This window comes from Micromonospora sp. B006 (genome assembly GCF_003408515.1).
Classification (GTDB): domain Bacteria; phylum Actinomycetota; class Actinomycetes; order Mycobacteriales; family Micromonosporaceae; genus Micromonospora; species Micromonospora echinospora_A.
This window is the reverse complement of record NZ_CP030865.1, coordinates 1,835,890-1,861,610: the sequence shown is the minus strand read 5'-3', so window position 1 is coordinate 1,861,610 and position 25,721 is coordinate 1,835,890. Positions and strand designations below refer to the sequence as shown.

Here is a 25,721-nt window from a genome sequence, read left to right as displayed (position 1 = left end):
CACAGCGTGGGATCCCCAGGTGGCGCGCCCGTGAGCAGCGCATAGACTCGGCGGCACAACTGAATACCTCATCCAGAGGGGCTGAGGGATACGGCCCGACGACGCCCCGGCAACCACCCGCACGCTCGACGACGAGCGACAGCGGGCAGGTGCCAATTCCGTCCCCGCCGCACCCGGCGATGCGGGGAAAGATGAGAGGAAATCCTCGACATGACGTCGACGCTTCCCGCCGAAACCGGCATCGACACCACCCTCAGCCCGGCCCGCGCCCTGGTCTGCCGTGCCTGTTCGGCGCGCTACCCGCTGGCCGCCCAGCACGCCTGCTACGAGTGTTTCGGGCCGCTGGAGGTCGACTACGACACCGCCGCGCTGGCCACCGTCACCCGTGCGCAGATCGAGGCCGGCCCGGCCAACATCTGGCGGTACGCGGCCCTGCTGCCGGCCGGTCAGGACCCGGCCACCCGGGTCACGCTCGACCCGGGGCTGACCCCGCTCGTCGCCGCCCCGCACCTCGCCGCCGAGCTGGGGCTCAGCGCCCCGCTCTGGGTGAAGGACGACAGCGCGAACCCCACCCACTCGTTCAAGGACCGGGTCGTCTCGGTGGCGCTCACCGCGGCCCGGCAGCTCGGCTTCACCCGGTACGCCTGCGCGTCCACCGGCAACCTCGCCAACTCCGTCGCCGCGCACGCGGCCCGGGCCGGGGTGCCGTCGATCGTCTTCATCCCTGGCGACCTGGAGCAGGGCAAGGTCGTCACCACCGCTGTCTACGGCGGTGACCTGGTCGCCATCGACGGCTCGTACGACGACGTGAACCGGCTCTGCGGCGAGCTGGTGGAGACCGACGAGTTCGAGGACACCGCGTTCGTCAACGTGAACGTCCGGCCCTACTACGCGGAGGGCTCCAAGACGCTCGGCTACGAGGTGGCCGAGCAGCTCGGCTGGCGGATCCCGGCCCAGGTGGTCATCCCGATGGCCAGCGGCGAGCTGCTCACCAAGATTGACAAGGCGTTCTCCGAGCTGGTCGAGATCGGGCTGGTCGAGGCTCCGGCCGGCGGCTGGAAGGTGTTCGGCGCGCAGTCGGCCGGCTGCAACCCGATCGCCACCGCGCTGCACGGCGACACCGACACGATCACGCCGGTCAAGCCGACCGGCATCGCCAAGTCGCTGAACATCGGCGACCCGGCCGCAGGGCTGTACGCGCTGGAGGCGGTGCGGCGCACCGGCGGCTGGATGGACTACGCCGACGACGACGAGATCCGTGACGGCATCCGGCTGCTCGCCCGTACCACCGGGGTGTTCGCCGAGACGGCGGGCGGCGTGACGGTCGCGGTGCTGCGCAAGCTGGTCGAGTCGGGCCGGCTCGACCCGGCCGCCGAGACTGTCGTGTTCAACACCGGCGAGGGCCTGAAGACGCTCGACGCGGTGGCCGCGCAGGTCGGGCCCACCCACCGCATCAAGCCGTCCCTGCCCGCCGCCCGGGACGCCGACCTGCTGTCCTGACCCGGAGCCGGCACCTCGGCCGGGTGGGGGATGCGCGGCTCGCCCGAGTGGGGGATCGGGGGAGACCGGTGGGTAACCGGTGATGTGCGGTGAGTGCCAGAAAACCACCGTCAAGGACTTGACGGCAGGAACCGGACGGCGCAAGATGCTTCGTGCGGGAGGGCATCCGCCGGAGACTTTTCAAGTTCTTGCGACCCAACGCCGGAGGCGTTGTGCGGACGTCCCTCCCGACCAACGTCCGAAGAGGCCAGCGGAAACCGCTGGCCTCTTCGCTGTGTCCGGCGCACCCTGGGTGACATGACGCTGACCGTGACACCGCTGGATCCCGCCGACCGGCAGACGCTCGACGCGGCGTACCGGATCGCCTGCGCCGCCCAGGCCGTCGACGAGCCGGACCTTCCGCCGACCTGCCGCCGCCGCTTCGAGGCGCTGCTGTCGCACCCGATGCCCGGCATCGAGGGACGCTGGCTCGTCGCCCGCCTGAACGGCCTGCCGGTGGGCTGGCTCCGGCTGCACCTGCACACGATCGAGAACACCGAGAACGCGACCGTCGAACTGACCGTCGACCCGGCGTACCGGCGGCGCGGCATCGGCCGCTTGCTGCACGAGCACGGCGTGCGGCTGCTCCGCGAGCACGGCGGCAAACGCCTTGTCGGCTCGACCACCGCCGCGCTGCCCGGCGAGGAGGACCGGGTCTTCCCTGGCGCCGCGTTCGCCGCCGCCCTGGGCGCCAAACCGGCGCTGGCCGACGTCCGCCGCCGCCTCGACGTGACCGGGCTCGACCGCGACCAGCTGGGCGCGCTGCTGGCCGCGGCCCGCGCCGCGGCCACCGGTTACCGGCCGGTGCGGTGGCGCGACCACGCCCCCGAGGAGTACGTCGCGGACGTCGCCCACCTCCAGGGCCGGCTGCTGCTCGACGCGCCGATGGGTGAGCTGGACTGGGAGCCGGAGCAGATGGACGCGGCGCGGGTGCGGGACGCGGAGCGGGCGCTTGATGCCCGGGGCGTACGCCGGTACAACACCGGCGTGGTGCACGAGGCGACCGGCAGGCTGGTCGGCTGGACCCAGCTCGGCCTGGACGCGGGCAGCACCGACCACGCCTGGCAGGAGATCACCCTCGTCGACCCCGACCACCGCGGCCACCGGCTCGGCCTGCTCTGCAAGGCCGGCAACCTGGAGTACGCGCTGGCGCACGAACCGGCGTTGCGGGCCGTCGACACCTGGAACGCGGCGGCGAACCGCCACATGATCGCGATCAACGAGCGGCTCGGCTTCCGCCCCGCCGCCGGTTCCGTCGACTGGCAGCTGACGATCTGAGTTGTGACACGCCCCTACTGATCTGGTGCCTGACTGTTGCATGATGGCGGGCATGACGGAGACCCCGCACCCCCTGTACGACAGGCACCGCGAGACCCTCGACCGGGCGCTGACCGCCATCGCGGAGCGCGGGTACTGGTCGGCCTACCCCGAGTCACCCAGCCCCCGGGTGTACGGCGAGACCGCCGCCGCCGACGGCAAGGCCGCCTTCGAGGCGTACCTGGGCGGCGACTTCCCGCTGGACCAGGCCGGTGACGGCACCACCGTGGCGACCGAGGCCAGCCCGTTCGGCGTGGCGCTGGACGGGCGCTACCCGCACGCGAGCGCCGACCAGCTGGTGTCCGCCGCGAGCGCCGCGCTGCCCGCCTGGCGCGACGCCGGCCCGCAGGCCCGGGTGGGCGTCTGCCTGGAGATCCTCGCCCGGCTGCACGGGAACATCTTCGAGCTGGCGAACGCGGTGCAGTTCACCAGCGGCCAGGCGTTCGTGATGGCGTTCCAGGCCGGTGGCGCGCACGCGCTGGACCGCGCCCTGGAGGCGGTCGCCTACGCGTACGCCGAAATGACCCGCCACCCGGGGACCGCCGGGTGGGAGAAGGCCGCCGGCAAGGGCGACCCGCTGCGGATGACCAAGACGTTCCACGTGGTGCCGCGTGGGGTCGCGCTGGTCATCGGCTGCAACACGTTCCCCACCTGGAACTCGTACCCCGGCCTGTTCGCCTCGCTGGCCACCGGCAACCCGGTGGTGGTCAAGCCGCACCCGCGCGCGGTGCTGCCGCTGGCGGTCACCGTGAAGTACGCCCGCGAGGTGCTCGCCGAGGCCGGGTTCGACCCGAACCTGGTGCAGCTGGCGCCCGAGGGGCCCGGCGAGAAGCTCGCCACCACGCTGGCCCTGGACCCGGCCGTGAAGATCGTCGACTTCACCGGCTCCACCGAGTACGGCGACTGGCTTGAGGCGAACGCCCGGCAGGCGGCCGTCTACACCGAGAAGGCCGGCCTGAACACGGTGGTGATCGACTCCACCGACGACTTCGCCGGGCTCTGCCGCAACCTGGGCTTCACGCTCACGCTCTACAGCGGCCAGATGTGCACCACCTCGCAGAATCTGCTGATCCCGCGCGACGGCATCTCCACCGACCAGGGGCACAAGAGCTTCGACGAGGTGGCCGCCGGGATCGCGGGTGCGGTCGCCAAGCTCACCGCCGACCCGGCCCGGGGCGTCGAGCTGACCGGCGCGATCGTCAACGACGGCGTGCTGGAGCGGCTGGACGAGGTCACCAAGGTCGGCGAGCCGGTGCTGGAGTCGCGTGTCGTCGAGCACCCGTCCTTCCCCGGCGCGGTGGTGCGTACGCCGACGGTGGTGAAGCTGGACGCGGCCGACACCGCCACCTACTCGCGGGAGTGGTTCGGGCCGATCTCGTTCGCCATCGCGACCGACTCGACCGAGCACAGCCTGCGCATCCTGCGCGAGACGGTGGGCGAGAAGGGCGCGCTGACAGCGGGCGTCTACTCCACCGACGAGGCGGTGCTGGACGAGGCCGAGAAGGCGGCCATCGACGCCGGCGTGCACCTGTCCTGCAACCTCACCGGCGGGGTGTTCGTCAACCAGTCGGCGGCGTTCTCCGACTTCCACGGCTCCGGCGCGAACGCGGCGGCCAACTCGGCGCTCACCGACGGCGCGTACGTGGCGAACCGGTTCCGCATCGTCCAGAGCCGCCGCCACTCCTGAAAGGAGGGGCCCCTTCTTAACGCCTCCGGTAGAGGAGGGGCCCCTTATTAACAACTGCGCCCGGTCGGCGCCTCACGCGGGGCGGCGCATCTGGAGTTCGTAGAGGCGGGGGATCCGGGGGTGCGGCACCCGTACCCCGGTGTCCACGAAGCCCAGCTTCTGGTAGGCCCGGTAGGCACGGTCGTTGCCGACCACCACCTCCATCATCAGCTCGGGGCGCCCGCAGGCGCGCGACCAGGCCGACACCTCGTCGACGAGCGCGGCGAGCAGGCCGCTGCCCCGCCGCGCCGGTGTCACGTAGACCGCGTAGACGAGCGTCAGGCCCGGCTCGTCCGGCGCGGCCGTACCACCGGCGTGGCCGACCAGCCGACCGCCCGGATCGGCCACGAACTGGGCGGTGTGGTCGCCCCGGGAGACGGCCGCGATCCGGGCCGCGAACTCCGCGTGCGGCCGGGCGGCGGCCTCGGCGACCGTCTCCAGGAAGGCCAGCGGGGAGTCGGCCAGCATCTCCAGCCGCAGCGCCCGCATCCGGGCGGCGTCGGTCGGCCGGACCCGGCGAACGATGGTCGTGGTGGGCGCGCTGGTCATGCCGCATGCATACCGGACGGGCCGGCGAAGGCGTGTGACCGGGGCCGGGGACCGCCCGGAATATGTCCGGTTTGTGGTCGTGCGCCGTCGTCACGCCTCGTGTAGCGTGCGATTTCGGTCACCGAATTCAGCGACGGTCGCCGATCGCCGAACCGGTGCGCCACCGGTGCCGGTCCGCCGGTTCCCGGGTGTTGGAACGCCGCGCAGAGTGAGGAAGTGCACCGTGGCACAGGGCACCGTGAAGTGGTTCAACTCCGAAAAGGGCTACGGCTTCATCGCCGTCGACGGCGGGCAGGACGTCTTCGTCCACTTCTCCGCGATCGAGATGGACGGCTACAAGGCACTGGACGACGGCCAGCGGGTCGAGTTCGAGATCGCGCAGGGGCAGAAGGGCCCGCAGGCCGAGCGGGTCCGCGTCATCGCCTGACCTCCGCCCCGCCGGGCGGTTCCGCAGCCGGGTCCGCCGATCGGAGGGCTGTGGCGCGAGCGCGCACAGTGGAAGATCGAGAGCCGTTCCAGCCGTAGCCGCTGAGGAGGGCCCATGTCCGATCTGCCTCCGCCGGGTTCCGAACCGGTGCCGCCGACGCCGTCCGGCCCTCCGGCCGACCCGACCGCGCCCCCGCCTGCGGCCACCGATCCGGCCTCGTCGGGGAGCGCCGGGCCGTCCGTGCCCGCTCCCGGCCCGCCGCCCGCCGATCCGTGGGCCGATCAGACCGGCCACGGCCCGAGCATTCCGCAACAACCCGGGTACGGCGCGCAGCCGGCCCACCCGGACCCGCCCGACCCGGCCACGCCGCCCGGTGGGGGCGACCCGGCCGGCTGGAACGCGCCCGCCACGAACCCGCCGGGCCAGGCCGCGCCGCACGGCACCCCGCCCTCGGGCTGGAACGCACCGGGCGGCACCCCGCCTTCGGGCTGGAGCACGCCGGACGGCACGCCGACGCCGGGGTGGGGCACGACTGGCGGTACCTCGCCCTCGGGCTATGGCACACCGAACCCGGGCTGGGGCGGCCCGTCCGGCTGGACCGCGCCAGGTGCCGCCCCGCCTCCCGGCCACCCCACGACGCCGGGCTACCCGGCTGGTGCTCCGCAGGCGGGCTGGGGCGGATACTCGGCTTCGCCGATGCCCGGCGCCGCCTACCCGGTGCCCGGCGGCTCCGGGGCGTACGCCGGCTGGTTTCCCGGCATCGACCCGCAGGACCCGCTCGTCAACCCGCCGCACGCGGGCATCGGTCCCTGGTTCGCCCGTTGCTGGGGGGCGCTGCGGCGCGGCTGGCGGCAGCTCCTGCCGATCGTGCTGCTCACCCAGGTCGTCCCGGCGACGGTGATCGGCGTCCTCACGCTGATCATCAGCCCCGACGGGCAGATGACGACCGCGTCGAACGGCGCGCCGGCGCTGCCGGAGGGCTTCTGGGCGAAGACGCTCGGCTTCTACGGCGCGATCCTGTTCGCCGGGCTGATCTTCGGCGCGCTCCAGGCGATGGGCTGGGCGGCGGGCACCTGGGTGATCGCCCGGCAGGCGGCCGGTCAGCCGGCCGGGCTCGGTGCCGCCTTCCGGTACGGGCTGAGCCGTGCCCTCGGCCTCTGGGGCTGGACCATCGTGGTGTCGCTGCTGGTCACGCTCGGCGCCTGCTTCTGTCTGCTGCCCGGCCTCTACGCCGCGCTCGCGCTCGCCCTCTTCGGTCCGGTCTACCTGTTCGAGCGGCGGGATCCGGTCGGGCGGTCGTGGCAGATGTTCCACAGCCGGTTCGGCATGGTGCTGGGCCGGGTCATGCTGGTGGTGGCGGCGCTGGTCGCGGCGACGCTGCTGGACGTCGTGCTGGCCGGGATCAACGTGGAGCTGTTCGGGGTCGATCCGATGGGTGCCGTGGGCACCGCGATCGGCGCGGTGACGATCACCGTTCTCAGCGCCGTGGTGGCGGCTCCGACCTACCTGGCGCAGCAGGTCGGGCTGGTCGTCACGTACGCCGAGCAGCGGGCCCAGGAAGGCCCGGTGACCGCGGCCCAGCTGGCTGCGGAACTCGGCTGAGCGGGGCGGTCGTGCTTGCACTCGGCTAGGGAGAGTGCTAAACAAGTCATTGGCACTCGCATACGGTGAGTGCCAGAAGGTCGGGGCGGTAGGGCCACGGCCGCATCGGTGTCCCAGGTGGCGCCGGAGCGGTACGGGGCCGGTCGTCGCGGGCTGTCCGGCCCGACCGAGGAGACGTCGTCGTCGCCAGGTGGCGACGTCCCCAAGGTGCGTACACCAGACGGCCCATCCGGGCATCCCGGGTGGCCCGTGAGTGTCCAGGAGGACAACGCCGTATGGCCAAGATGATCGCGTTCGACGAAGAGGCGCGCCGCGGCCTCGAGCGGGGCATGAACCAGCTCGCCGACGCCGTGAAGGTGACGCTCGGCCCCAAGGGCCGCAACGTCGTGCTCGAGAAGAAGTGGGGTGCCCCCACCATCACCAACGATGGTGTGAGCATCGCCAAGGAGATCGAGCTCGAGGACCCGTACGAGAAGATCGGCGCCGAGCTGGTCAAGGAGGTCGCGAAGAAGACCGACGACGTCGCCGGTGACGGCACGACGACGGCGACCGTCCTGGCCCAGGCCCTGGTTCGTGAGGGCCTGCGCAACGTGGCCGCCGGCGCCAACCCGATGGCCCTGAAGCGGGGCATCGAGGCGGCCGTGGCCAGCGTCTCGGAGGAGCTGCTCAAGCTCGCCAAGGACGTGGAGACCAAGGAGCAGATCGCCTCCACCGCCTCCATCTCCGCCGGCGACCCCAGCGTCGGCGAGATCATCGCCGAGGCGATGGACAAGGTGGGCAAGGAAGGTGTCATCACCGTCGAGGAGAGCAACACCTTCGGCCTGGAGCTCGAGCTCACCGAGGGCATGCGCTTCGACAAGGGCTACATCTCCGCCTACTTCATGACCGACCCGGAGCGTATGGAGGCCGTCTTCGACGACCCGTACATCCTGATCGTCAACAGCAAGATCTCGTCGGTGAAGGACCTGCTCCCGATCCTGGAGAAGGTCATGCAGTCGGGCAAGCCGCTGCTGATCATCGCCGAGGACCTGGAGGGCGAGGCCCTGGCCACCCTGGTGGTCAACAAGGTCCGTGGCACCTTCAAGTCGGTCGCCGTCAAGGCGCCGGGCTTCGGTGACCGCCGCAAGGCCATGCTGACCGACATCGCCATCCTCACCGGTGGCCAGGTCATCAGCGAGGAGGTCGGCCTGAAGCTGGACGCCACCGGCCTCGAGATGCTGGGCCGTGCCCGCAAGGTCGTGGTGACCAAGGACGAGACCACCATCGTCGACGGTGCCGGCGACGCCGAGCAGATCCAGGGCCGGGTGAACCAGATCCGGGCCGAGATCGACAAGAGCGACTCCGACTACGACCGGGAGAAGCTGCAGGAGCGTCTGGCCAAGCTGGCCGGCGGTGTTGCGGTGATCAAGGTCGGCGCGGCCACCGAGGTCGAGCTGAAGGAGCGCAAGCACCGCATCGAGGACGCCGTCCGCAACGCGAAGGCCGCCGTCGAGGAGGGCATCGTCCCGGGTGGTGGCGTCGCGCTGGTGCAGGCCGGCAAGACCGCCTTCGACAAGCTGGACCTCGCCGGTGACGAGGCGACCGGCGCGCAGATCGTCAAGATCGCGCTGGACGCCCCGCTGCGGCAGATCGCCGTCAACGCCGGCATGGAGGGTGGCGTCGTCGTCGAGCGGGTCCGCAACCTCGACCCGGGTCACGGCCTCAACGCCGCGACCGGCGAGTACGTCGACCTGCTGGCCGCGGGCATCATCGACCCGGCCAAGGTGACGCGTTCCGCGCTGCAGAACGCCGCCTCGATCGCCGCGCTGTTCCTCACCACCGAGGCCGTCGTGGCGGACAAGCCGGAGAAGACCCCGGCCGCCCCGGCTGGTCCGGGTGGCGGGGAGATGGACTTCTGAGTCCAGCTCCACCCAGTACGCCGAAGGGGCGGGCCGCGTCAGCGGTCCGCCCCTTTCCGCGTGCGTGTCAGGTGGGCAGCGGGCGCTGGTTGCGCCGCTTGTGCGTCCGGTCGTACGGCGGCAGCCGCCGCGGCTCGTCCACCGGCTGCCGTGGCTCCTCCACCGGCGGCCGGTCCGCGCCGGTCAGCTCGGCGAGCTGCTCGGCGTCGCCGATGTCGAGCCGGTCGAACGGGAGCTGGCCGGGAAGCTCGTCAGCCGGTTCCTCGGACCGTTCGTCATTCGTGGTCATGCACCGCCTCCTCTGCCCCGACCGTAGAGCCCGGTCGATGACGAAGGAGGCTGAATGGCGCTATTGGCGTCTATGCCCCTTTGACGGCTTTCCGATAGAGGAAGAACACCCGCTCGATCCGGGCCCCGGCCGCGTTCGAGTAGAACGGCACCGGCCCCACCCAGCCGATCTGCGCCGCGGTGATCCCGGCCGCCGCCTGGTCACGCAGGCAACGGCGCAACAGCACGCCGCCGATCCCGGAGCCCTCCGCCGCCGGCGTGGTACCCATCGGACCGAACCAGCTCGGCCGGGCCGACCCGTACGCGGCGAAACCGAGGATCTCATCGTCCCGTTCGGCGAGGTGCGCGCCTGCGTCCGGCCGCCCGACCGAACCGGCCAGCTCGCCGTCCCAGGCGCCGCCGAACGTGGACCGGGCGAACGCGGTGAGCGCCGGCAGGTCGTCCGCGGTGGCCCGGCGTACCGTCACGCCCCGCCCGGCCAGCCGCTGCTCGGCGGCCTCGGTGGGACGCAGCGCCGCCGACCCCTCGGACAGCTCGGCGGTCATGTTCCAGGCGGTACGGTCCTGCCGGTAACCGAGCCGCTGCGCGGCGCAGACCGCCGGGGTGTAGCGCACGTCGATTCCGGGCCAGGCGTAGTACGGCGGGTTGCCGGCGAGCAGCACCTCGCCCGCGCCGAGTGCGCCGAGCCGGCTCTCCGCCTCGGCCAGCAGCGCCCCACCCACGCCTTGGCGGCGCTCCCGTGGGGCCACCGCGACCAGGTCGACGTGGCCGTGCCGCGGATCGGCGGCCGACAGCGACCCGACGAGCACCCCGATCAGCGCGCCGTCGCGTACCGCGCCGAGTCGCAGCACGGATCGGCCGGCCTCGGCGCGCTCCGCCACAGTGACCACCACCGCGGACGCCTCGAGCGCGTCCTCCGGCAGGTCGAGCGACTCGCGGCACAGCTCGACCATCTCGGGCAGCCGGTCCCGGCCCAGCTCGATGATCTCCACGTCCATGGACGCCGACAGTAGGGCATCGGCAGGTCAATGGACAGGGTTGTTAACCGGTAGCGGCCGCCCGGGCCGCGCGCACGGCCGCGTACGCGTCGACCAGACCGGCGCCGGAGACGTCCCGCGGACCGCCGCAGGCCTCCGCCCCGGCGGGCTGCGTGACCGGGCCGGCGGTCTCGCGCAGGATGGCCCGGGTCCGTTCCAGGTCCCCGACCAGCGCCGGATTCGCCGACCACATCAGCGCCACCACGCCCGCCACCTGCGGCGTCGCCATCGAGGTGCCGTCCAGAGTGGCGTACCCGCCGCCGGGCATCGCGGAGAGCACAGCCGCGCCCGGGGCGACCAGATCCGGCTTGGCCACACCGTCCGGCGCCGGGCCACGGCTGGAGAAGTCGGTGACGCGGCGCTGCCGGTCCACCGCCCCGACGGTCAGCACGTCCGGGTACGGCGCGGGCGGGTCCACGATCGAGCCGCAGGACGGGCCGGTGTTGCCGGCGGCGGCCACCACCAGGATCCCGGCCGCGGTCAGCGCGGCGGTCGCCGGGCGCAGCGCCCCCGGATCACAGCCCTCCAGCGGCGGGCAGCCCCACGAGTTGGTGAGCACGTCCGGCGCGCGGGAGGGACGGCCGTCGGTCAGCGGGTTCCCGCCCGGCGGGAACGGGGCCAGCATGAACTGGAGACAGTCGAGGTAGCGGGCCGGGCTGCCCAGGTTGCGGTCCAGGTTGACGCAGCCGACCCAGCTCGCACCCGGCGCCACGCCGATGCCGTCCCGGCCCACCGCGCTGCCCAGCGTGTGGGTGCCGTGACCACCCCGGTCGGCCGGGGCGCGGCGGTCCTCCCACGGGTCGAACCAGGAGTCGTCGCCGCCCCGGAAGCCGCTGGCCAGCGCCGGATGCCGGCCGTCCACTCCGGAGTCGGAACTGCCCACCACCACGCCGGAGCCGGTGACGCCCAGCTCCGACCAGACCCGGTCCGCCCCGATCAGCGAGATGTTCCAGGCCGGTCCGCGCGGCGCCGGGGCGTCGCCGCCCGCCGTCGGGGCGAGCGCGGGCAGCGGACGCAGCCGCTGGCTGACCAGCACCCGGGCCACCTCGGACCGGCCGGACAGCCAGGCGCGCACCGCCGGCCCGCCGTCCGTCTCGATCGCGTTGACCAGGTAGTACGGCGTCGGGTTCAGTCGCATGTCCGCCAGCGTGCGGCGCAGGTCGCCCTGGGTGCGGTCGGCGGTGGCAACCAGACGCCGGTAGACCTCCGTCGCCCGGGCGTCCCGCCCGGCCCGCCCCGGCGACCCGGCCGGCAACCCGGTCAGGTCGGCCTGCTCGCGCAGCACCACGAGCAGCCGCTCGCCGTGCAGGCCCGGCTGGCCGGGGACCACGTACACCACGGCGACGGCGACGAGCAGCGCGGCGGCGGTGAGCGCGGCCGGGCCGCGCCGGGGCGCGCGGGCGCGGGGCCGGGCGAGCAGCACGCCGTACCCGAGGGCGAGCAGGACCGCGACGGCGAACGCGACGCCGGTGCCCACGGCGACCCAGAACGGCGTGTCGCGGGTGGTGGCGAGCAGAAGAGTGATCTCGTCCGGGTCGGTGAACGCCAGCGGCCCCAGCAGCGCCAGCCCGATCAGCCGGCGCACCGGCGCCGGCCCGGCCGGCCGGCCCGCGTGCCGGGCCGCCGCCTCCAGCGCGGCCAGCACGAAACCGAGCGGCGGCAGCAGGAACAGGGCCGGCAGTTGTACGCCGGACTGCCCGGCGGCGGCCGCGAGCGGCGTCAGCGCGACGCCCGCGACCAGGCCGCCGACCAGCACCAGCCGGGCCGGACCGGGCCCGAACGCGACCCAGAACCGGGTGCCGAGCAGCGCCCCGGCGAGCGCGCCGAGCGCGGCGGCGGCCAGCCCGGCGAGCACCGTCTCCAGCGCTCCGCCCAGCGCGCCCACCCACGCCCAGGGCAGCAGCGGCGCCAGCCCGGCCGCGATCGCCAGCAGCGACACCGTCCCGAACCGGCCCTCCGGGACCGCGTCCACGACGACGGGCGGGCGCACGCGGGCGAGCCGGGCGGCGACGAACGCGAGCACCGCGGCGGTCACCGCCAGCGCGGCCAGGTACGCCTCGTGGTGCACCGGCGGCACCGTCCGCAGCAGCGTCGTCGCGCCGAGCGCGACCACGGCGGCGGTCCAGGCGCGGCCGGTCACCCGCAGCGCGGGGGAGCGGGGGGCCAGCGCCAGCGCCAGCGACGGCGCGCCGGCCAGCAGCACGGTGGCCACCGCCACCACCGGCCAGACCACGACCGCCCGGTCCAGACCCATGACCAGCACGACCTGCTCGACGAGCCAGCCGCCGACCTGACCCGGAACGGTCACCAGCACGACCCAGAACCCGGTGAGCACCGCCGCGACGACCGGCCACGGCCCGGTCTCGCGCGGCGGCGGCGGTGGTACGGGCACGAACGGCGGGCCGGTCAGCATGGTCATCACCGTACGGGCGTCGCATGTCGTTGCGCGGCCGGGACGGTTACCGTGGACGGGTGCGCGACCCCAATGTGTCCCGATCCGTGGCCGGTCAGCTCTCCGCCGAGCGCCGCGCCGACGACCTGCGCCGGCTCCGCGCCGAGCGGTTCGACGTCCTGGTCATCGGTGGCGGGGTGACCGGGGCGGGCGCCGCGCTCGACGCCGCGTCCCGCGGGCTGAAGGTCGCCCTGGTGGAGGCGCGCGACTACGCTGCCGGCACCTCCAGCCGGTCCAGCAAGCTGATCCACGGCGGCCTGCGCTACCTGGAGCAGCTGGAGTTCCACCTGGTTCACGAGGCGCTGACCGAACGCGGACTGCTCGCCACCCGGCTCGCCCCGCACCTGGTCCGCCCCGTGCCCATCCTGGTGCCGCTCCCGGCCGAGGGCGGCGCGCGGGACCTGCCGCGGCGGTTCTTCCGCCGCTCCTACTACGGCCTCGGCGTGGCCGCGTACGACGCGTTCGCCGGGGTGTTCGGCGGCGGGCGGGGGATGCCGCTGCACCGGCACCTGAGTCGCGAGGGCACCCGCCGGATCTTCCCGAGCCTGCGCCCGGACAAGCTGGCCGGCGCGATCCGCTACTACGACGGTCAGGTCGACGACGCCCGACTCGTGGTGACGCTGGCCCGCACCGCGGCGAGCCTCGGCGCGACTGTGGTGACCAGCGCCCGCGCGGTCGGCCTGACCCGTCAGGCCCGCGAGGTCACCGGCGTGCGGGTACGCGACCTGGAGGCGCCGGCCGGCTCGCCGGACGCCGAGTTCGAGGTACGCGCCCGCACCGTGATCGCCGCCACCGGCGTGTGGAGCGACGACATGTCGCGGATGCTCAACGACGTCGGGCTCCGCCCCAAGCTGCGGGTCCGGGCCTCCAAGGGGGTGCACCTGGTGGTGCCCCGGTCGGCGATCGTCGGCGAGACCGGCCTGATCCTGCGTACCGCCACGAGCGTGCTCTTCGTGATCCCCTGGGGTGGGCACTGGATCATCGGCACCACCGACACGGACTGGCAGCTCGACCGGTCCCACCCGGCCGCGACCGCGAGCGACATCGAATACCTGCTGTCGCAGGTCAACGAGGTGCTGGACCGGCCGCTGACCACCGCCGACATCGAGGGCGTCTACGCCGGGCTGCGCCCGCTGCTGGCCGGCGAGGCGGACTCCACCTCCAAGCTCTCCCGCGAGCACGCGGTGGTGGAGCCGATGCTCGGCCTGCTGCTGGTGGCCGGCGGCAAGTACACCACCTACCGGGTGATGGCCTCGGACGTGGTCGACCGCGCGATGCACCGGCTCGGCAAGGTCCGCCCCTCGCGCACCGCCGACCTGCCGCTGCTGGGCGCCGACGGGTACGCGGCCCTGTGGCGGGACCGGGCCGACCTGGCCCGCCGGCACGGAGTCGCGGTCGGTGTGGTCGAGCACCTGCTGGAGCGCTACGGCAATCTCACGCTGGACCTGCTCGCCCTGGTCGACGCCGATCCGCTGCTCGGGTCGCCGCTGGCCGGCGCGCCGGAATACCTTGCCGCCGAGGTGACGTACGCCGCCCGCGCCGAGGGCGCGCTGCACCTGGAGGACGTGCTCACCCGGCGTACCCGGATCTCGATCGAGACCAGCCACCGCGGCCTGGAGTCGGCGGAGCACGCCGCGGAGCTGATGGGCGCGGTGCTCGGCTGGGACGCGGCGACCCGGGACCGGGAGGTGGCCCACTACCGGGCGCGGGTGCTGGCCGAGCGGGAGTCGCAGCTCATGACGGACGACATCGCGGCCGACGCGGCCCGCCTCGGCGCGCCCGATGTGCGTGGATTCGCAGCAGACCGAGGGACCGACGGCCCGGGCGTTGAACTTCCGGCCTCCCCCAGGTAGGGGATCCCCACCCCGGTCCGCTCGGCCGGTAGTGCGCGCTACCTACGGAAGTGTAGGTTTCCCCGCGTGGTCCGCCCATCATGGTCGTCGCGCGTCTCCGCTCTGTCCGCTGCCGTCCTGCTGGCGACCGCTCTGACCGGATGCGCCTTCGGCCGGGCCGAAGGCGCCACCACGCCCGGAGCAGCGGGAACGGCCAGCCCGACCCCGGCCGGCAAGCGCGTCTCCCTGGTGCAGAAGCTCGGCGACGAGGGCCCGATCCGCAACCTCGACGTGGACCCGTCCGGCCGCTGGCAGTGCCGCGACTGCGCCGGTGACGGCGTGGACGCCACCGGCACGCTGAGCCCGGAGCAGAACCGGCGGCTCCAGCGGATGCTCGCCGACCCGGCGCTGGCGAAGGAGACCGACGAGGCCCGCAGCTACAAGCAGGGCTGCATCGGGGTGCTGACGTCGACGCTGCTCGTCCCGCCCGGCCTGACCGTCACCATCCAGGACTGCCCGGGCGAGCCGAAGCCGAAGCTGGCCTACGACGTGCTGCTGCTCGTCACCCAGGCCACGCCGGCCGAGGACAAGGGCTGAGTCAGATCACCTTGCCGGGGTTGAGCAACCCCGCCGGGTCCAGCGCCGCCTTGATCGCCTGGTGCACCCGTACGCCCACCGGGCCGATCTCGCGGGCCAGCCAGTCCCGCTTGAGCAGCCCCACGCCGTGTTCCCCGGTGCAGGTGCCGCCCAACTCCAGCCCGAGCGCCATGATCTCGTCGAAGGCCCGCCGCCCCCGGGCCAGGGCGGCCGGGTCGGCCCGGTCGACCACGATGTTCGGGTGCATGTTGCCATCGCCCGCGTGACCGACCACTCCGATCGGCACCTGGCACGCCTCGGCGATCCGGGCCACCCCGTCCAGCAGTTCCGCCAGCCGGCCGCGCGGCACCGCCACGTCGTCGATGACCAGACCGCCGTTGCCGCCGGGGTAGGTCTGCGCCGCGAACCGCTCCATCGCCGGGTGGGCCAGCCGCCGGGCCTGGAGCAGCGCCGCGGCCTCGGTCGCGTCACTGGCCGCGTAGACCTCGTCGGCGCCCGCCGCGGCGCACACCTCCGCGAGCCGGGCCAGGTCGTCGGCGGCCCGGGCGCCGGTGTCCACCGCTGCCAGCAGCAGCGCCTCGGCGTCAGTGCGCAGACCCATCGGCCGGTACGCCTCGATCGCACGCAGATGGGTCCGGTCCAGCAGTTCCAGCAGGCTCGGGGTGAGACCCCGCTCGGCGATCCCGGCGACCGCGCCACCGGCGGTCGCCACCGTGGGGAAGACCGCGACCAGGGTCAGTGACTCCTCCGGGGCCGGCCGCAACGCCACGGTCACCTCGGTGATCACGCCGAGCGTGCCCTCCGAGCCGACGAAGAGCCGGGTCAGGTCGTACCCGGCGACCCCCTTCGCGGTACGCCGCCCGGTGCGCAGCACCTCGCCGGAGGCGAGCACCACCTCCAGGCCCAGCACATACTCGCCGGTCACGCCGTACTTCACGCAGCACATGCCACCGGCGTTCGTGGCCACGTTGCCGCCGACGGTGGACGACTCCCACGAGCCGGGGTCCGGCGGGTACCACAGGCCCTGCTCCCGCACCGCGCGGGCGAGCGCCGCGTTGACCACACCGGGCTGCACCACGGCGATCCGGCCGACCGGGTCGATCTCCCGGACCCGGTCCATCGCCACGGTGCTCACCACCACCGCGCCGTCCACCGCGTTCGCCGCGCCGGCCAGCCCGGTCCGCGCCCCCTGCGGCACCACGGGTACGCCGTGCCGCCCGGCCGCCCGGACCACCGCCACCACGTCCCCCGTGTCACGGGGCCGGACCACCACCAGCGGGATACCCGAGTCGCACAGGTCGGCCTCGTCGCGGGCGTGCCCGGCGAGCAGGTCGGGATCGGTCAGCACGGCGGCGTCGCCGAGCGCGGCCCGCAGGTCGTCGAGGAGGGGATGGGCGGCCATGCCGGGAAGGCTACCGGCGTACCGTCTGTTGCCGTGCTCTACCTGGACCCGCCCGCCGTGCCCTGGCGCGGCCGGCTCTGGTCGCACCTGATCAGCGACGTCTCGTACGCCGAGCTGCACGTGTTCGCGGAGATGCTCGGCGCGCCCCGCCGCGGCTTCGACCGGGACCACTACGACCTGCCCGCCGAGCGGTTCCGGGCCGCGGTGTGGCTCGGCGCCACGGTCGTGCCCTCGCGGGAGATCGTCCGGCTGCTGCGGGACACGGGTCTGCGCCGCCCGAAGCACCGCTTCTCAGGCGAGCGCGGCCAGCTCCCGGGACAGGTTGGCCCGGGCCCGGGACTCCCAGCGGGCGTGCGGCTCGGGTAGCCGGTACAGCGCCGGCAGGGCGAGCAGGTGCCGCAGCACCGCCGACCGGCCGGCGCGGAAGTCCGGGTCGGGCACGTGCGCGTACTCGGCGCGGATCGCGGCGGCGTACCTGTCGTAGCGCTCCGCCGGGGCCGCCAGCACCGCCAGGTCGGCGTCGCAGAGCAGCGCGCCGTCCGGGTCGTCCGGCCCGACCGCGTGACCGGCGGTGAGCAGCACCAGGCGGCGTACCCCGGTCACCGTCGCGGCCGGGAACCCGGCGGCGGCCAGCAGCTCGCCGCCGAGGTCGGCGCTGGCCCGCTCGTTGGCGTCACCCGCCGCGCGCGGGTCGTAGACCGCGTCGTGGCACCACGCCGCCAGCCGGACCACGTCGGGGTGGCGGGCCAGCCCGGCGTACGCGTCGACCACGTCGAGCACCGCCCGCAGGTGCGCCTCGTCGTGGTAGCGCCGGTGCGGCTCCCGCCAGCCCGCCAGCAGCCGGGCGCCGGCCCGGTCGACAGCCGCCGGATCCGTCGCGCCCGCCGCCCGCGCCGTCTCCCGCCACCGTGCCGTCAGGTCGTCCACCGGGTGCAGTCTGCCCCACTCCGGCCAGGGCGGAGGGATTCAGCCGGGGCGGTACGGGTAGTACCGGCCATGGGCCGGGACGGACGTCTGCAGTTCTTGCGTCGTGGAAAGCTGCGTGACGGGCAGGCCGACCGTGACGGGCAGCGGATCGCCTCCGCGATGGAGGAGTTGCGGCACCGGAGCAAGGCGACCCTGCACGACCGGATGCACCGGGTCCGTACCGCGTTCGGCCTGGCGGTGCAGGCCGGGCTCGCCGCCGGCCTGGCGTACCTGATCTCGCACCGGCTGCTGAAGAACCCGCAGCCGGTCTTCGCCCCGATCTCCGCGGTGGGCACGCTCGCCGCCTCGGTCGGGCAACGGTTCCGCCGCACCGTCGAGCTGATCGCCGGCGTGGCCGTCGGCGTGCTCGTCGGCGACGCGCTCATCTACTTCGTCGGCACCGGCGCGTGGCAGCTCGCGCTCGTGGTGACCTCGGCGATCCTGCTGAGCATCTTCGCCGGGGCGAGCGTCGCCATCGTCATCCAGGCGGCGGCCACCGCGGTGCTGATCGTGACGCTCAGCCCGTCCACCGAGAACCTGGAGTTCCCCCGCTTCGTCGACGCGCTCCTCGGCGGCGGCATCGCGCTGCTCGTCACCGCCATCCTGCTGCCGCTCAACCCGCTACGGGTGATCAACCGGGCTGCCCGGCCGGCGCTGGACCTGCTCTCCGACCAGCTCGACGCCACCGCCGACGCGCTGCGCGGCCGGGACCGGGAAGCGGCCCAGCAGGCGCTGCTGCGGCTGCGCGAGAACAAGGAGGAACTGGCCGCGCTCTCCGAGGCGATCGAGGGCGCCAAGGAGACGAGCACGCTCTCCCCGGCCCGCTGGCACCGGCGCGGCGAGCTGACCCACTACGCCGAGGCGGCCGACCCGATCGACCGGGCCATGCGCAACAGCGGCACGCTGATCCGCCGCTCCGTCACCATGATCGAGGACGAGGAGCCCATCCCCGAGCCGATGCCGGACGCGGTCGGCCACCTGGCCGAGTCGGTACGCCTGCTCCGGCAGGAGTTCGCCGCCGGACAGGAGCCGGAGGAGGCCCGGGAACGGTCGCTGCGCGCGGTGAGCGAGGCCGGCCGGGCGTACGCCGAGGGGGTGGGCTTCTCCGGCAGCGTGGTGATCGCCCAGGTGCGGACCACGGCGAGTGACCTGCTGGTGGCCTCCGGGATCGAGCAGGAGGAGGCGAACCGGCTGGTCCGGCAGGCGTTCGGCGAGAAGGAGCACCGCACCGGCGGACCCACCGACCGCAACCCCGCCGCCCACCCACCCACAGCCCCTCCCATCGGCTGACCCCCCGCCCCCACCGGCCCGTGCCGCGGCCTGCTGCGTTGATCAAGGAGTTAACGTCCCCAGCGGAGATCAACCATGACCCAAACTCCTTGATCACCGCCCCCGGGCGCGGGGTGGTGAGCGCCCTGACGGCGGGCAGGGCCAGGCGTGGCTCAGTCGCGCGGTGGGGCGGGCGGGCCGGGCCGAGCTGGCGCGGTCGCCCGGTTGATCATGAAGTTTGCTGGCGGGAAAACGCTTTCCGGGGCCGCCAACTTCATGATCGCCGCGTCGGGAGAGGGGTGGGGCTGGGTCGGCTGGGTGTGGGTGGAGATCTTGGTACGGGAGCGCCCTCATCGGGGCGCCCTCGTACCAAGATCTCTGGCTGTCCTGGGACGCGGAACAGGTGGGGCCGGTGGGGCCGGGTCAGGGGAGGTGGGACAGGGCGGTCAGGAGGGCGTCCACCTGCGCCTCTGTCGTACCCAGGCCCAGGCTGGCGCGCAGGGCGGTCGGCGGCAGGTCGGTCCGGCCGGTACGGGCGGCGGCTTCGGCCAGCAGGCGACGGGTCAACGGGTGGGCGCAGAACAAGCCGTCCCGTACCCCGATCCGGTGCCGGCTCGCCAGGTGCGCGGCCACCTCGCCCGAGTCCCGGCCGGCGACCACGAAGCTGACGATGCCCACCCGGGGCGCGTCCGGGCCGAACGTGCGCAACTCGACCACGTCGGGCAGGGTGGCCAGGCCGCGGCGCAGCCGGGTCAGCAGCGCCTGCTCCCGTACGTGCAGCGCCTGCCGGTCGGCCTCGCCGAGCGCGGCGCACACCGCCGCCAGCGCCACCGCGCCGAGCAGGTTCGGGGTGCCGGCCTCGTGCCGGGCCGGGCCGACGGTCCACCGCACCTCGTGGGTGGCGGCGCCGACGTGGCTGGTGGCGCCGCCTCCGGCCAGGTACGGCGGGGCCGCGTCCAGCCAGTCCGCCCGTCCGGCGAGCACGCCCGCGCCGAACGGGGCGTACAGCTTGTGGCCGGACAACGCCACGTAGTCCACGTTCAGTGCGGCCAGGTCGACCGGGGCATGCGGGGCGAGTTGCGCGGCGTCGACCAGGACGCGGGCGCCGTGCCGGTGGGCGATGCGGGCCAGCTCGGCGACCGGCCAGCACTCGCCCGTCACGTTGCCGGCGCCGGTGACCGCGACCAGCACCGGCAGGCCGGGCCGGGCGTCGCGGGCCAGCTCGCCCAGCGCCGCCGCGAGGGACCGGACCGCGCCGGCCGGGCTGTCCGGCACCGGCAGGCGTACCGAGCCGCGCGGCCAGGGCAGCAGGTTGGCGTGGTGCTCGCCGCCGAACGTGATCACTGTGGTGCCCGGCGGCAGCGCCCGGGCCAGCAGGTTCAGCGCGTCTGTGGTGTTCCGCGTGAAGATCACGTGGTCGTCGGGGCGGGCGCCGAGGAAGTCCCCGACGGTCTGCCGGGCCCGCTCGTAGGCGAGCGTGCAGCGCCGGGACAGCGCGCCCGCGCCGCGATGCACGCTCGCGTACCAGGGAAGAAGCCCGGCCACCGCGTCGGCCGCGGCCCGCGCGCACGGCGCGCTGGCGGCGTGGTCCAGGTTGATCTCCCCCGGTACGCCGAGCACGCCGAGCGGGTCGGGCCGGACCGGCGCGGGCAGCACTGGTGACGGGGGTACGAGAGTGAGGGTCATGCCGGATCCTCCGGGTCACAGGTGGACCCCGGGTGGTGCCGGGACGGGGTCCGCGCTTGCCCAGCACGCGGAGCGGCGCTGGGCCCGGTCATCACCCGGGGCACCCCACCGCGAACCTCGACGAGGGTTGCCGGCCAGCAAGCCGGGGCTTGACGCTGGCGCTCGTGACCTGTCCGGGAGCATAGCCGCAGCGATGAACCCGGACCAGTGGGTCGCGGGTGACTACGCTGACCGCATGGCCGACACCCCGCCCGGCGGAGCCCTGCCGCCGCCGCCCGCGCCCGCCGCCCCGCCGCCGGGGGCGCCGACGCCCCGGATGCCGCTGCGCCGGCTCGGCTGGCGGCGCTTCCTCGCACTGGCCGGCGTGGTGCTGCTGATCGCGGCCGGCGCGTTGTTCATGGTCTTCACGCTGGGCGAGAGCCTCGGCGCCGAGGCGCTGCTGGTGGGGTTGATCGCGGCGATCCTGCCGGTGCCGGTCCTGGTCTCCTGCTTCCTGTGGCTCGACCGCTACGAGCCGGAGCCGCTGAAGTATCTGATCTTCTGCTTCGCGTGGGGCGCCTTCGTCTCCACCGCGATCTCACTGCTGGTGAACGAGACCGGCGCGCGGCTGTTCGACGACTGGGGGCTGCCGGCCGCGCTCACAGCGGTGCTCGTCGCCCCGTTCATCGAGGAGCTGACAAAGGCGGCCGGCCCGCTCCTGGTGCTGATCTTCCGGCGCCGGGAGTTCTCCGGGATCACCGACGGCCTGGTCTACTGCGGGCTCTCCGCGGTCGGCTTCGCCATGGTCGAGAACATCCTCTACCTGGGCGGGTACGGCTACCGCACCGGCGTGGAGCAGTACGGCCCGGCCACCGGCGCGCAGCAGGTGATCGCGATCTTCATCGTCCGGATCCTGCTGTTCGGCTTCGCCCACCCGCTGTTCACCTCGATGACCGGCGTCGGGCTGGGCGTCGCGGCGCGTACCGCCGACCGGCGGGTGCGGATCCTCGCCCCGCTCGCCGGCCTGCTGCTGGCGATGATCCTGCACGGCACCTGGAACCTGCTGCCCTCGCTGGCCCAGGCCACCGGGCAGACGGTGATCGTGCTCTACGGGTACATCGGGGTGATGGTGCCGATCTTCTTCGCCATGGTGGGGCTGGCGATCTGGCTGCGCGCCTGGGAGGGCCGGCTCACCGAGCGCACGCTGCCCGACTACGTCCGGGCGGGCTGGCTCACCCCGCCGGAGGTGGCCGCGCTGGGCAGCCTGGGCCGGCGGCACGCGGCGCGTACCTGGGCGCGGCGGGTCGCCGGTGACGGCGGCGTGAAGGCGATGCGTGGTTACCAGTTCGCCGCGACCCGGCTCGCGCTGCTGCGCGACGGGATGCGCCGGGGACTGGACCGCAAGCCCGCCGAGCAGGAACGGACAGCGAGGGAGGAACGGGAGCTGCTGGAGGCGATCTCCGCGTACCGGTCGTTCTTCGTCGGTCGTGACCCGCAGGCGCCGGTCGGCCTCTGGGACGGTCAGCGCTACCACCTGCGGTTCCCGGACGGCTCGCAGCGCCCGGTGGAGGCGCCGGACGACCCGGTGGTGCCGATCCCGGTGGTGCTCACCGCGCCGCCCGCGTTCCCGCCGGGTGGCTACGGCCCGGGCGGCTACGGTCCGGGTAGTCATGGCCCGAGCGGTCACGGCCAGGGCGGCTGGCACGGTCCGGGTGGCTGGCACGACCCCGGCGCGCCCTGGCACCCGGGGCGCTGAACGTCAGCTCATCAGGCCGGTCAGGAAGTCGCCGAGCCCCTGGGCGATGGCCATGAGCGCTGCCCCGATCCCCTTGAACACCTGCGCGGCCCCGTCCGGACGGAACGCCATGAAGTAGATCAGGAACGCGAGGAATCCCCAGGCGAGGATCTTCTTGATCACTACCGGCATGGTGTCCCTCCCCAGGGCGCTCAGGTGCCTGGGCTTCCCGCCGGGCAGCGCCGCAAACGGCGCCGGTGCCGGGATGCTCCTATAGAAGTCAAGCGGTGTTGAGGGTGGTGAAGTCGGCGAGGAGGGCGGTGTGGATCTCGCGGACGATGTAGCGCTTGAGGCAGCGCATGATTTCTTTCTTGTTGAGTCCTTGTTTGGTGCGTTTGTCGACGTAGGCGCGGGTGCGGGGGTCGTGGCGCATGCGGACCAGGGCGATGGTGTGCAGGGCTGAGTTGGCGGCTCTGTCGCCGCCTCGGTTGAGGCGGTGTCGGTCGGTGCGTCCTGAGCTGGCGGGGATGGGTGCGGCGCCGCAGAGGTGGGCCAGGGCGGCTTCGGAGCGCAGCCGGTCGGGGTTGTCGCCGGCGGTGGTCAGGAGTTGACCGGCGACGTCGGTGCCGACGCCGTGGACGGCGTTCAGGTGTGGGGCGGTGCGGGCGACGGCGGGTCGTAGTCGCCGGTCGGCGTGGGTGATCTCGGCGGTCAGGGCCTGGATCCGGGCGGCGATGGCGGCCAGGGCGGCTTTGGTGGCCTCGACGGGATCGGTGAGTCGGGTCTCGTCGACGATTAGCGCGGCGCACCGGTCGACCAGTGGTGCTTGCGGGTGGCTGAGGTCGTGGCGCAGAGACTCCGGCGCGGAGGCGAGCAGACCGTGGAGCTGGTTGAGCGCGGCGGTGCGGGCCTTCATCGCGCCGCGGCGGGCCACCCGCAGAGCGCGGATGGCCTCGACCGGGCCAGTGCGGGTCTTCGGGGTGCCGCTGGCCTGTCCGGACAGGGCCGCCCTGGCCGCGGCAAGCGCGTCGAGAGGATCGGACTTGCCCTTGGCGCGGCGGGCGCGCCGGTCCGGGCGGTCGACCTCGACCACCGTGACGCTCTGCGCGGTGAGATGGCGGGCCAAGCCCGCGCCGTAGGTGCCGGTGCCCTCCACCCCGACCTTGATCACCTGACCGAACCGGCGTAGCCAGGCCAGGAGTTGCCGGTAGCCCGACGCCGAAGCGGGAAATTCCTGGTCGCCCAGTACCCGGCCGGCACCATCGATGGCGGCGGCGTGATGAGTTTTGCCGTGAGTGTCGACGCCGCCTGTGACCTGACGCTTCTTGGCTGCCATGCTGAAACCGTCGTCCCTTTCGCTTGCACCGAACAGGGTCGGCACGCACCGCCGGGACGGGCGGACAGGACAGTGACGGGACCTCTTGCACAGGCTCCTATCAGGTCACGAACGCCCAGCAGGTGAGTGCAGGAACGGGTCACCCGGACAAGCCGACGAATCCCCTAGAAGACACCCAAGGTCAGTCAGAGGGTGAGTCAGACCGGCCGGGTGACCCGCTCCCACATCATCACTGTCAGAGGTAGAGAGCCGGGCTAGAGGTAGAGACCTGTGGAACCGGCGGCGGTGGTCTCCACCCGCTCGGCCGCCACGGCGTGCACGTCCCGCTCGCGCAGGAGCACGTACGCCCGCCCGTGCAGCTCGACCTCGGAGCGGTCGTCCGGGTCGAAGAGCACCCGGTCGCCGGCCACGATCGAGCGGACGTGCGGCCCGACGCCGACCGCTGTGGCCCAGGCCAGCCGCTTGCCCACGGCGGCGGTCGCGGGGATCACGATGCCGGCGGTGGAACGGCGTTCGCCCTCGGCGCCCTCGGTGCGTACCAGCACGCGGTCGTGCAGCAGGCGGATCGGCAGCCCGGCGTCGAGACTCTGGTCGGCGGTCACGCGAAGACGCTACCGCGTGCCCGACTGTCGATCCCGCCGTGGTTGGCGGGAGCGCCGGGCGGGCAATGTGTGGCCGAGTCGCCCTAGGGTGGGGCGAGCAGACGTATCCTGTGCCCCCTGCGACGTGGTGGGGCCAACTTGCCGGAGGTGCGCTTGAGCCGCTTCGAGCGGATGCGCGGACGGCTCCGCCGCGCGTACGAGTCGGGCCGGGAGACCGCCCGGACCCGTCGGACCGACCCGGAAGCGGCGCCGGGGGAGGCGGGCGTGGCCTCGCCCGCCGCACCGGGACCGTCAGCGGCGCCGGAGGCGACGGTGGTGGGCGTCGAGCCGCCGGCCGCGATGCACTCCTCGACCGTCAGCCGGGACGACACCGAGGTGCCGCACGCGCTGCGCATCGCCGCCGCGTGGTGCTGGCGGCTGATCGTGATCGGCATCGTCACCTGGGCCCTGCTCAAGATCGTCGGGACGATCAGCATCGTGATCATCCCGCTGACCGTCGCGCTGCTGCTCTCCGCGCTGCTCGCCCCGGCGGTCGGCTGGCTGCTCCGGGCCCGGCTGCCCCGCTCGCTCGCGACCGCCGTGGTGCTCGTCGGCGGGCTGGCCGCGGTGGTCGGCACGCTCACGCTCGTGGTGAACGAGTTCATCAAGGGCGTGCCGAAGCTGAGCGAGAAGTCCTCCGAGGGCGTCCGGCAGATCCAGGACTGGTTCAAGACCGGGCCGCTGCACCTGTCCGACAGCCAGCTCGACCGCTACATCGACGAGGCGCAGAACTGGATCAACGGCAACACCGAGCGGTTCACCAGCGGCGCGCTCAGCACCGCCGCCACGCTGGCCGAGGTGCTCACCGGCGCCGTGCTCGTGCTCTTCGCCACGTTCTTCTTCCTGCGCGACGGCAACAACATCTGGCGGTTCCTGGTCCGGCTGCTGCCGGTCGCGGCGCGGTGGAAGGTCGACGACGCCGGGCGCGCGTCGTGGGCGACGCTCGGCGCCTACGTGCGGGCCACCGTCCTGGTCGCCTTCATCGACGCGGTCGGCATCGGCATCTTCCTGGTGCTCTTCGACATCCCGTTCGCGTTCCCGCTGGCCGCGCTGGTCTTCCTGGGCGCGTTCATCCCGATCGTCGGCGCGTTCCTGTCCGGCGTGGTGGCCGTGTTGGTGGCGCTCGTCGACAGCGGCCCGGTGACCGCGCTGATCATCCTCGGCGCGGTGGTCGGTGTGCAGCAGGTCGAGGGCCACGTGCTCCAGCCGCTGATCATGGGCCGGGCGGTGGCCATCCACCCGCTCGCCGTGATCATCGGCATCGCCGCCGGCGTGGTGCTCGCCGGCATCGCCGGCGCGCTCGTCGCGGTGCCGCTGATCGCCGTGCTCAACACCGCGGTCCGGCGGCTCGCCGCGCGTACCGTGCCGGACACCCCGCCGGACGCGGTGGTGGTCGCCTCCCAGGCGCCCTGACCGGTAAGACCCCTTGACGCCCGCGTCGCC

General features: G+C 73.7%; 22 protein-coding genes and 2 riboswitches. Of the genes, 12 read left to right on the top strand and 10 right to left on the bottom strand.

The genetic code is table 11. The features are described from left to right. The first annotated feature begins 65 nt into the window (after positions 1 to 65). A riboswitch (SAM riboswitch) is annotated at positions 66 to 198 on the top strand. Positions 199 to 210: 12 nt separating this feature from the next. From thrC to paaN, 3 genes are all read left to right on the top strand, one after another. Next, positions 211 to 1,500, top strand: coding sequence for a threonine synthase (gene thrC / locus MicB006_RS08960; RefSeq protein ID WP_116505191.1), 1,290 nt, complete (start codon positions 211 to 213; stop codon positions 1,498 to 1,500). Positions 1,501 to 1,797: 297 nt separating this feature from the next. Next, on the top strand, positions 1,798 to 2,817 hold the full coding sequence (locus tag MicB006_RS08955; RefSeq protein ID WP_116505189.1) for a GNAT family N-acetyltransferase: 1,020 nt from the start codon (positions 1,798 to 1,800) through the stop codon (positions 2,815 to 2,817). Positions 2,818 to 2,869: 52 nt separating this feature from the next. After that, a complete protein-coding gene (gene paaN, locus MicB006_RS08950; protein WP_192900209.1) occupies positions 2,870 to 4,543 on the top strand; it encodes a phenylacetic acid degradation protein PaaN in 1,674 nt (557 codons plus the stop codon). Positions 4,544 to 4,615: 72 nt separating this feature from the next. Here the strand turns inward: paaN and MicB006_RS08945 are convergent, their stop codons facing one another. After that, positions 4,616 to 5,131 (bottom strand): GNAT family N-acetyltransferase, encoded by a 516-nt coding sequence (locus MicB006_RS08945; RefSeq protein WP_073829135.1) that lies wholly within the window; start codon positions 5,129 to 5,131, stop codon positions 4,616 to 4,618. Between the two features lie 223 nt (positions 5,132 to 5,354). Between MicB006_RS08945 and MicB006_RS08940 the strand changes: the two genes are divergently transcribed. From MicB006_RS08940 to groL, 3 genes are all read left to right on the top strand, one after another. Beyond that, positions 5,355 to 5,558: a cold-shock protein gene (locus MicB006_RS08940; protein ID WP_067305333.1), complete on the top strand. Its 204-nt coding sequence runs from the start codon at positions 5,355 to 5,357 to the stop codon at positions 5,556 to 5,558. A gap of 114 nt (positions 5,559 to 5,672) precedes the next feature. Next, positions 5,673 to 7,160 carry a hypothetical protein gene (locus MicB006_RS08935; RefSeq protein ID WP_116505185.1) on the top strand — a complete coding sequence of 496 codons (1,488 nt, stop codon included), beginning with the start codon at positions 5,673 to 5,675 and terminating at the stop codon, positions 7,158 to 7,160. A 275-nt stretch (positions 7,161 to 7,435) separates the two neighbouring features. Next, on the top strand, positions 7,436 to 9,058 hold the full coding sequence (gene groL / locus MicB006_RS08930; protein WP_116505183.1) for a chaperonin GroEL: 1,623 nt from the start codon (positions 7,436 to 7,438) through the stop codon (positions 9,056 to 9,058). A 67-nt stretch (positions 9,059 to 9,125) separates the two neighbouring features. Here groL and MicB006_RS08925 read toward each other — a convergent pair whose 3' ends face one another. The 3 genes from MicB006_RS08925 to MicB006_RS08915 form a co-directional block, all read right to left on the bottom strand. Then, complete coding sequence (locus MicB006_RS08925; RefSeq protein ID WP_116505181.1) at positions 9,126 to 9,347, bottom strand: hypothetical protein; 222 nt, start codon at positions 9,345 to 9,347, stop codon at positions 9,126 to 9,128. A 70-nt stretch (positions 9,348 to 9,417) separates the two neighbouring features. Then, the gene (locus MicB006_RS08920; protein WP_116505179.1) at positions 9,418 to 10,344 is read right to left on the bottom strand and encodes a GNAT family N-acetyltransferase; all 927 of its coding nucleotides are present in this window, start codon (positions 10,342 to 10,344) and stop codon (positions 9,418 to 9,420) included. A gap of 43 nt (positions 10,345 to 10,387) precedes the next feature. Further along, positions 10,388 to 12,802 carry a S8 family serine peptidase gene (locus MicB006_RS08915; RefSeq protein WP_116505177.1) on the bottom strand — a complete coding sequence of 805 codons (2,415 nt, stop codon included), beginning with the start codon at positions 12,800 to 12,802 and terminating at the stop codon, positions 10,388 to 10,390. A 68-nt stretch (positions 12,803 to 12,870) separates the two neighbouring features. Between MicB006_RS08915 and MicB006_RS08910 the strand changes: the two genes are divergently transcribed. After that, positions 12,871 to 14,688, top strand: coding sequence for a glycerol-3-phosphate dehydrogenase/oxidase (locus MicB006_RS08910; RefSeq protein WP_073829130.1), 1,818 nt, complete (start codon positions 12,871 to 12,873; stop codon positions 14,686 to 14,688). 66 nt (positions 14,689 to 14,754) lie between these two features. Continuing rightward, complete coding sequence (locus tag MicB006_RS08905) at positions 14,755 to 15,264, top strand: hypothetical protein (protein WP_116505175.1); 510 nt, start codon at positions 14,755 to 14,757, stop codon at positions 15,262 to 15,264. A gap of 1 nt (position 15,265) precedes the next feature. Here the strand turns inward: MicB006_RS08905 and MicB006_RS08900 are convergent, their stop codons facing one another. Continuing rightward, the gene (locus tag MicB006_RS08900) at positions 15,266 to 16,666 is read right to left on the bottom strand and encodes an FAD-binding oxidoreductase (protein ID WP_116505173.1); all 1,401 of its coding nucleotides are present in this window, start codon (positions 16,664 to 16,666) and stop codon (positions 15,266 to 15,268) included. 33 nt (positions 16,667 to 16,699) lie between these two features. On the opposite strand from MicB006_RS08900, the gene MicB006_RS08895 reads away from it, so the two are divergent. Continuing rightward, entirely contained in the window at positions 16,700 to 17,032 is a 333-nt protein-coding gene (locus MicB006_RS08895; RefSeq protein ID WP_116505171.1) for a DUF4031 domain-containing protein, read from the top strand. On the opposite strand, the gene MicB006_RS08890 is transcribed toward MicB006_RS08895, so the two are convergent. Next, positions 16,958 to 17,593: a metal-dependent phosphohydrolase gene (locus tag MicB006_RS08890; RefSeq protein ID WP_116505169.1), complete on the bottom strand. Its 636-nt coding sequence runs from the start codon at positions 17,591 to 17,593 to the stop codon at positions 16,958 to 16,960. The genes MicB006_RS08895 and MicB006_RS08890 overlap by 75 nt on opposite strands. 69 nt (positions 17,594 to 17,662) lie before the next feature. Here MicB006_RS08890 and MicB006_RS08885 point away from each other — a divergent pair, with 69 nt between their 5' ends. After that, the gene (locus MicB006_RS08885; protein WP_116505167.1) at positions 17,663 to 18,922 is read left to right on the top strand and encodes an aromatic acid exporter family protein; all 1,260 of its coding nucleotides are present in this window, start codon (positions 17,663 to 17,665) and stop codon (positions 18,920 to 18,922) included. Positions 18,923 to 19,324: 402 nt separating this feature from the next. On the opposite strand, the gene MicB006_RS08880 is transcribed toward MicB006_RS08885, so the two are convergent. After that, positions 19,325 to 20,587: an aminotransferase class V-fold PLP-dependent enzyme gene (locus MicB006_RS08880; protein WP_116505165.1), complete on the bottom strand. Its 1,263-nt coding sequence runs from the start codon at positions 20,585 to 20,587 to the stop codon at positions 19,325 to 19,327. 47 nt (positions 20,588 to 20,634) lie between these two features. Beyond that, positions 20,635 to 20,757, bottom strand: a riboswitch (SAM riboswitch). A 23-nt stretch (positions 20,758 to 20,780) separates the two neighbouring features. Here MicB006_RS08880 and MicB006_RS08875 point away from each other — a divergent pair. Then, positions 20,781 to 22,322, top strand: a complete 1,542-nt coding sequence (locus MicB006_RS08875; protein WP_192900208.1) for a PrsW family intramembrane metalloprotease — start codon at positions 20,781 to 20,783, stop codon at positions 22,320 to 22,322. A gap of 3 nt (positions 22,323 to 22,325) precedes the next feature. Here the strand turns inward: MicB006_RS08875 and MicB006_RS31965 are convergent, their stop codons facing one another. From MicB006_RS31965 to MicB006_RS08865, 3 genes are all read right to left on the bottom strand, one after another. Then, a complete protein-coding gene (locus tag MicB006_RS31965) occupies positions 22,326 to 22,493 on the bottom strand; it encodes a hypothetical protein (protein ID WP_167796936.1) in 168 nt (55 codons plus the stop codon). Positions 22,494 to 22,581: 88 nt separating this feature from the next. Next, entirely contained in the window at positions 22,582 to 23,637 is a 1,056-nt protein-coding gene (locus MicB006_RS08870) for an IS110 family transposase (protein ID WP_116505163.1), read from the bottom strand. Between the two features lie 254 nt (positions 23,638 to 23,891). Then, on the bottom strand, positions 23,892 to 24,239 hold the full coding sequence (locus tag MicB006_RS08865) for a co-chaperone GroES (RefSeq protein WP_073829123.1): 348 nt from the start codon (positions 24,237 to 24,239) through the stop codon (positions 23,892 to 23,894). 153 nt (positions 24,240 to 24,392) lie between these two features. Here MicB006_RS08865 and MicB006_RS08860 point away from each other — a divergent pair, with 153 nt between their 5' ends. Continuing rightward, the gene (locus MicB006_RS08860; protein ID WP_073829350.1) at positions 24,393 to 25,691 is read left to right on the top strand and encodes an AI-2E family transporter; all 1,299 of its coding nucleotides are present in this window, start codon (positions 24,393 to 24,395) and stop codon (positions 25,689 to 25,691) included. Positions 25,692 to 25,721: the final 30 nt, after the last annotated feature.

Bases quoted from the DNA above. Each gene is read 5' to 3' on its own strand.
- paaN (WP_192900209.1), top strand. From the start codon at position 2,870: ATGACGGAGACCCCGCACCCCCTGTACGACAGGCACCGCGAGACCCTC.
- MicB006_RS08885 (WP_116505167.1), top strand. From the start codon at position 17,663: ATGGGCCGGGACGGACGTCTGCAGTTCTTGCGTCGTGGAAAGCTGCGT.
- MicB006_RS08875 (WP_192900208.1), top strand. From the start codon at position 20,781: ATGAACCCGGACCAGTGGGTCGCGGGTGACTACGCTGACCGCATGGCC.
- MicB006_RS31965 (WP_167796936.1), bottom strand. From the start codon at position 22,493: ATGCCGGTAGTGATCAAGAAGATCCTCGCCTGGGGATTCCTCGCGTTC.
- MicB006_RS08945 (WP_073829135.1), bottom strand. From the start codon at position 5,131: ATGACCAGCGCGCCCACCACGACCATCGTTCGCCGGGTCCGGCCGACC.
- groL (WP_116505183.1), top strand. From the start codon at position 7,436: ATGGCCAAGATGATCGCGTTCGACGAAGAGGCGCGCCGCGGCCTCGAG.
- MicB006_RS08925 (WP_116505181.1), bottom strand. From the start codon at position 9,347: ATGACCACGAATGACGAACGGTCCGAGGAACCGGCTGACGAGCTTCCC.
- MicB006_RS08955 (WP_116505189.1), top strand. From the start codon at position 1,798: ATGACGCTGACCGTGACACCGCTGGATCCCGCCGACCGGCAGACGCTC.
- MicB006_RS08920 (WP_116505179.1), bottom strand. From the start codon at position 10,344: ATGGACGTGGAGATCATCGAGCTGGGCCGGGACCGGCTGCCCGAGATG.
- MicB006_RS08935 (WP_116505185.1), top strand. From the start codon at position 5,673: ATGTCCGATCTGCCTCCGCCGGGTTCCGAACCGGTGCCGCCGACGCCG.
- MicB006_RS08880 (WP_116505165.1), bottom strand. From the start codon at position 20,587: ATGACCCTCACTCTCGTACCCCCGTCACCAGTGCTGCCCGCGCCGGTC.
- thrC (WP_116505191.1), top strand. From the start codon at position 211: ATGACGTCGACGCTTCCCGCCGAAACCGGCATCGACACCACCCTCAGC.
- MicB006_RS08915 (WP_116505177.1), bottom strand. From the start codon at position 12,802: ATGACCATGCTGACCGGCCCGCCGTTCGTGCCCGTACCACCGCCGCCG.
- MicB006_RS08870 (WP_116505163.1), bottom strand. From the start codon at position 23,637: ATGGCAGCCAAGAAGCGTCAGGTCACAGGCGGCGTCGACACTCACGGC.
- MicB006_RS08900 (WP_116505173.1), bottom strand. From the start codon at position 16,666: ATGGCCGCCCATCCCCTCCTCGACGACCTGCGGGCCGCGCTCGGCGAC.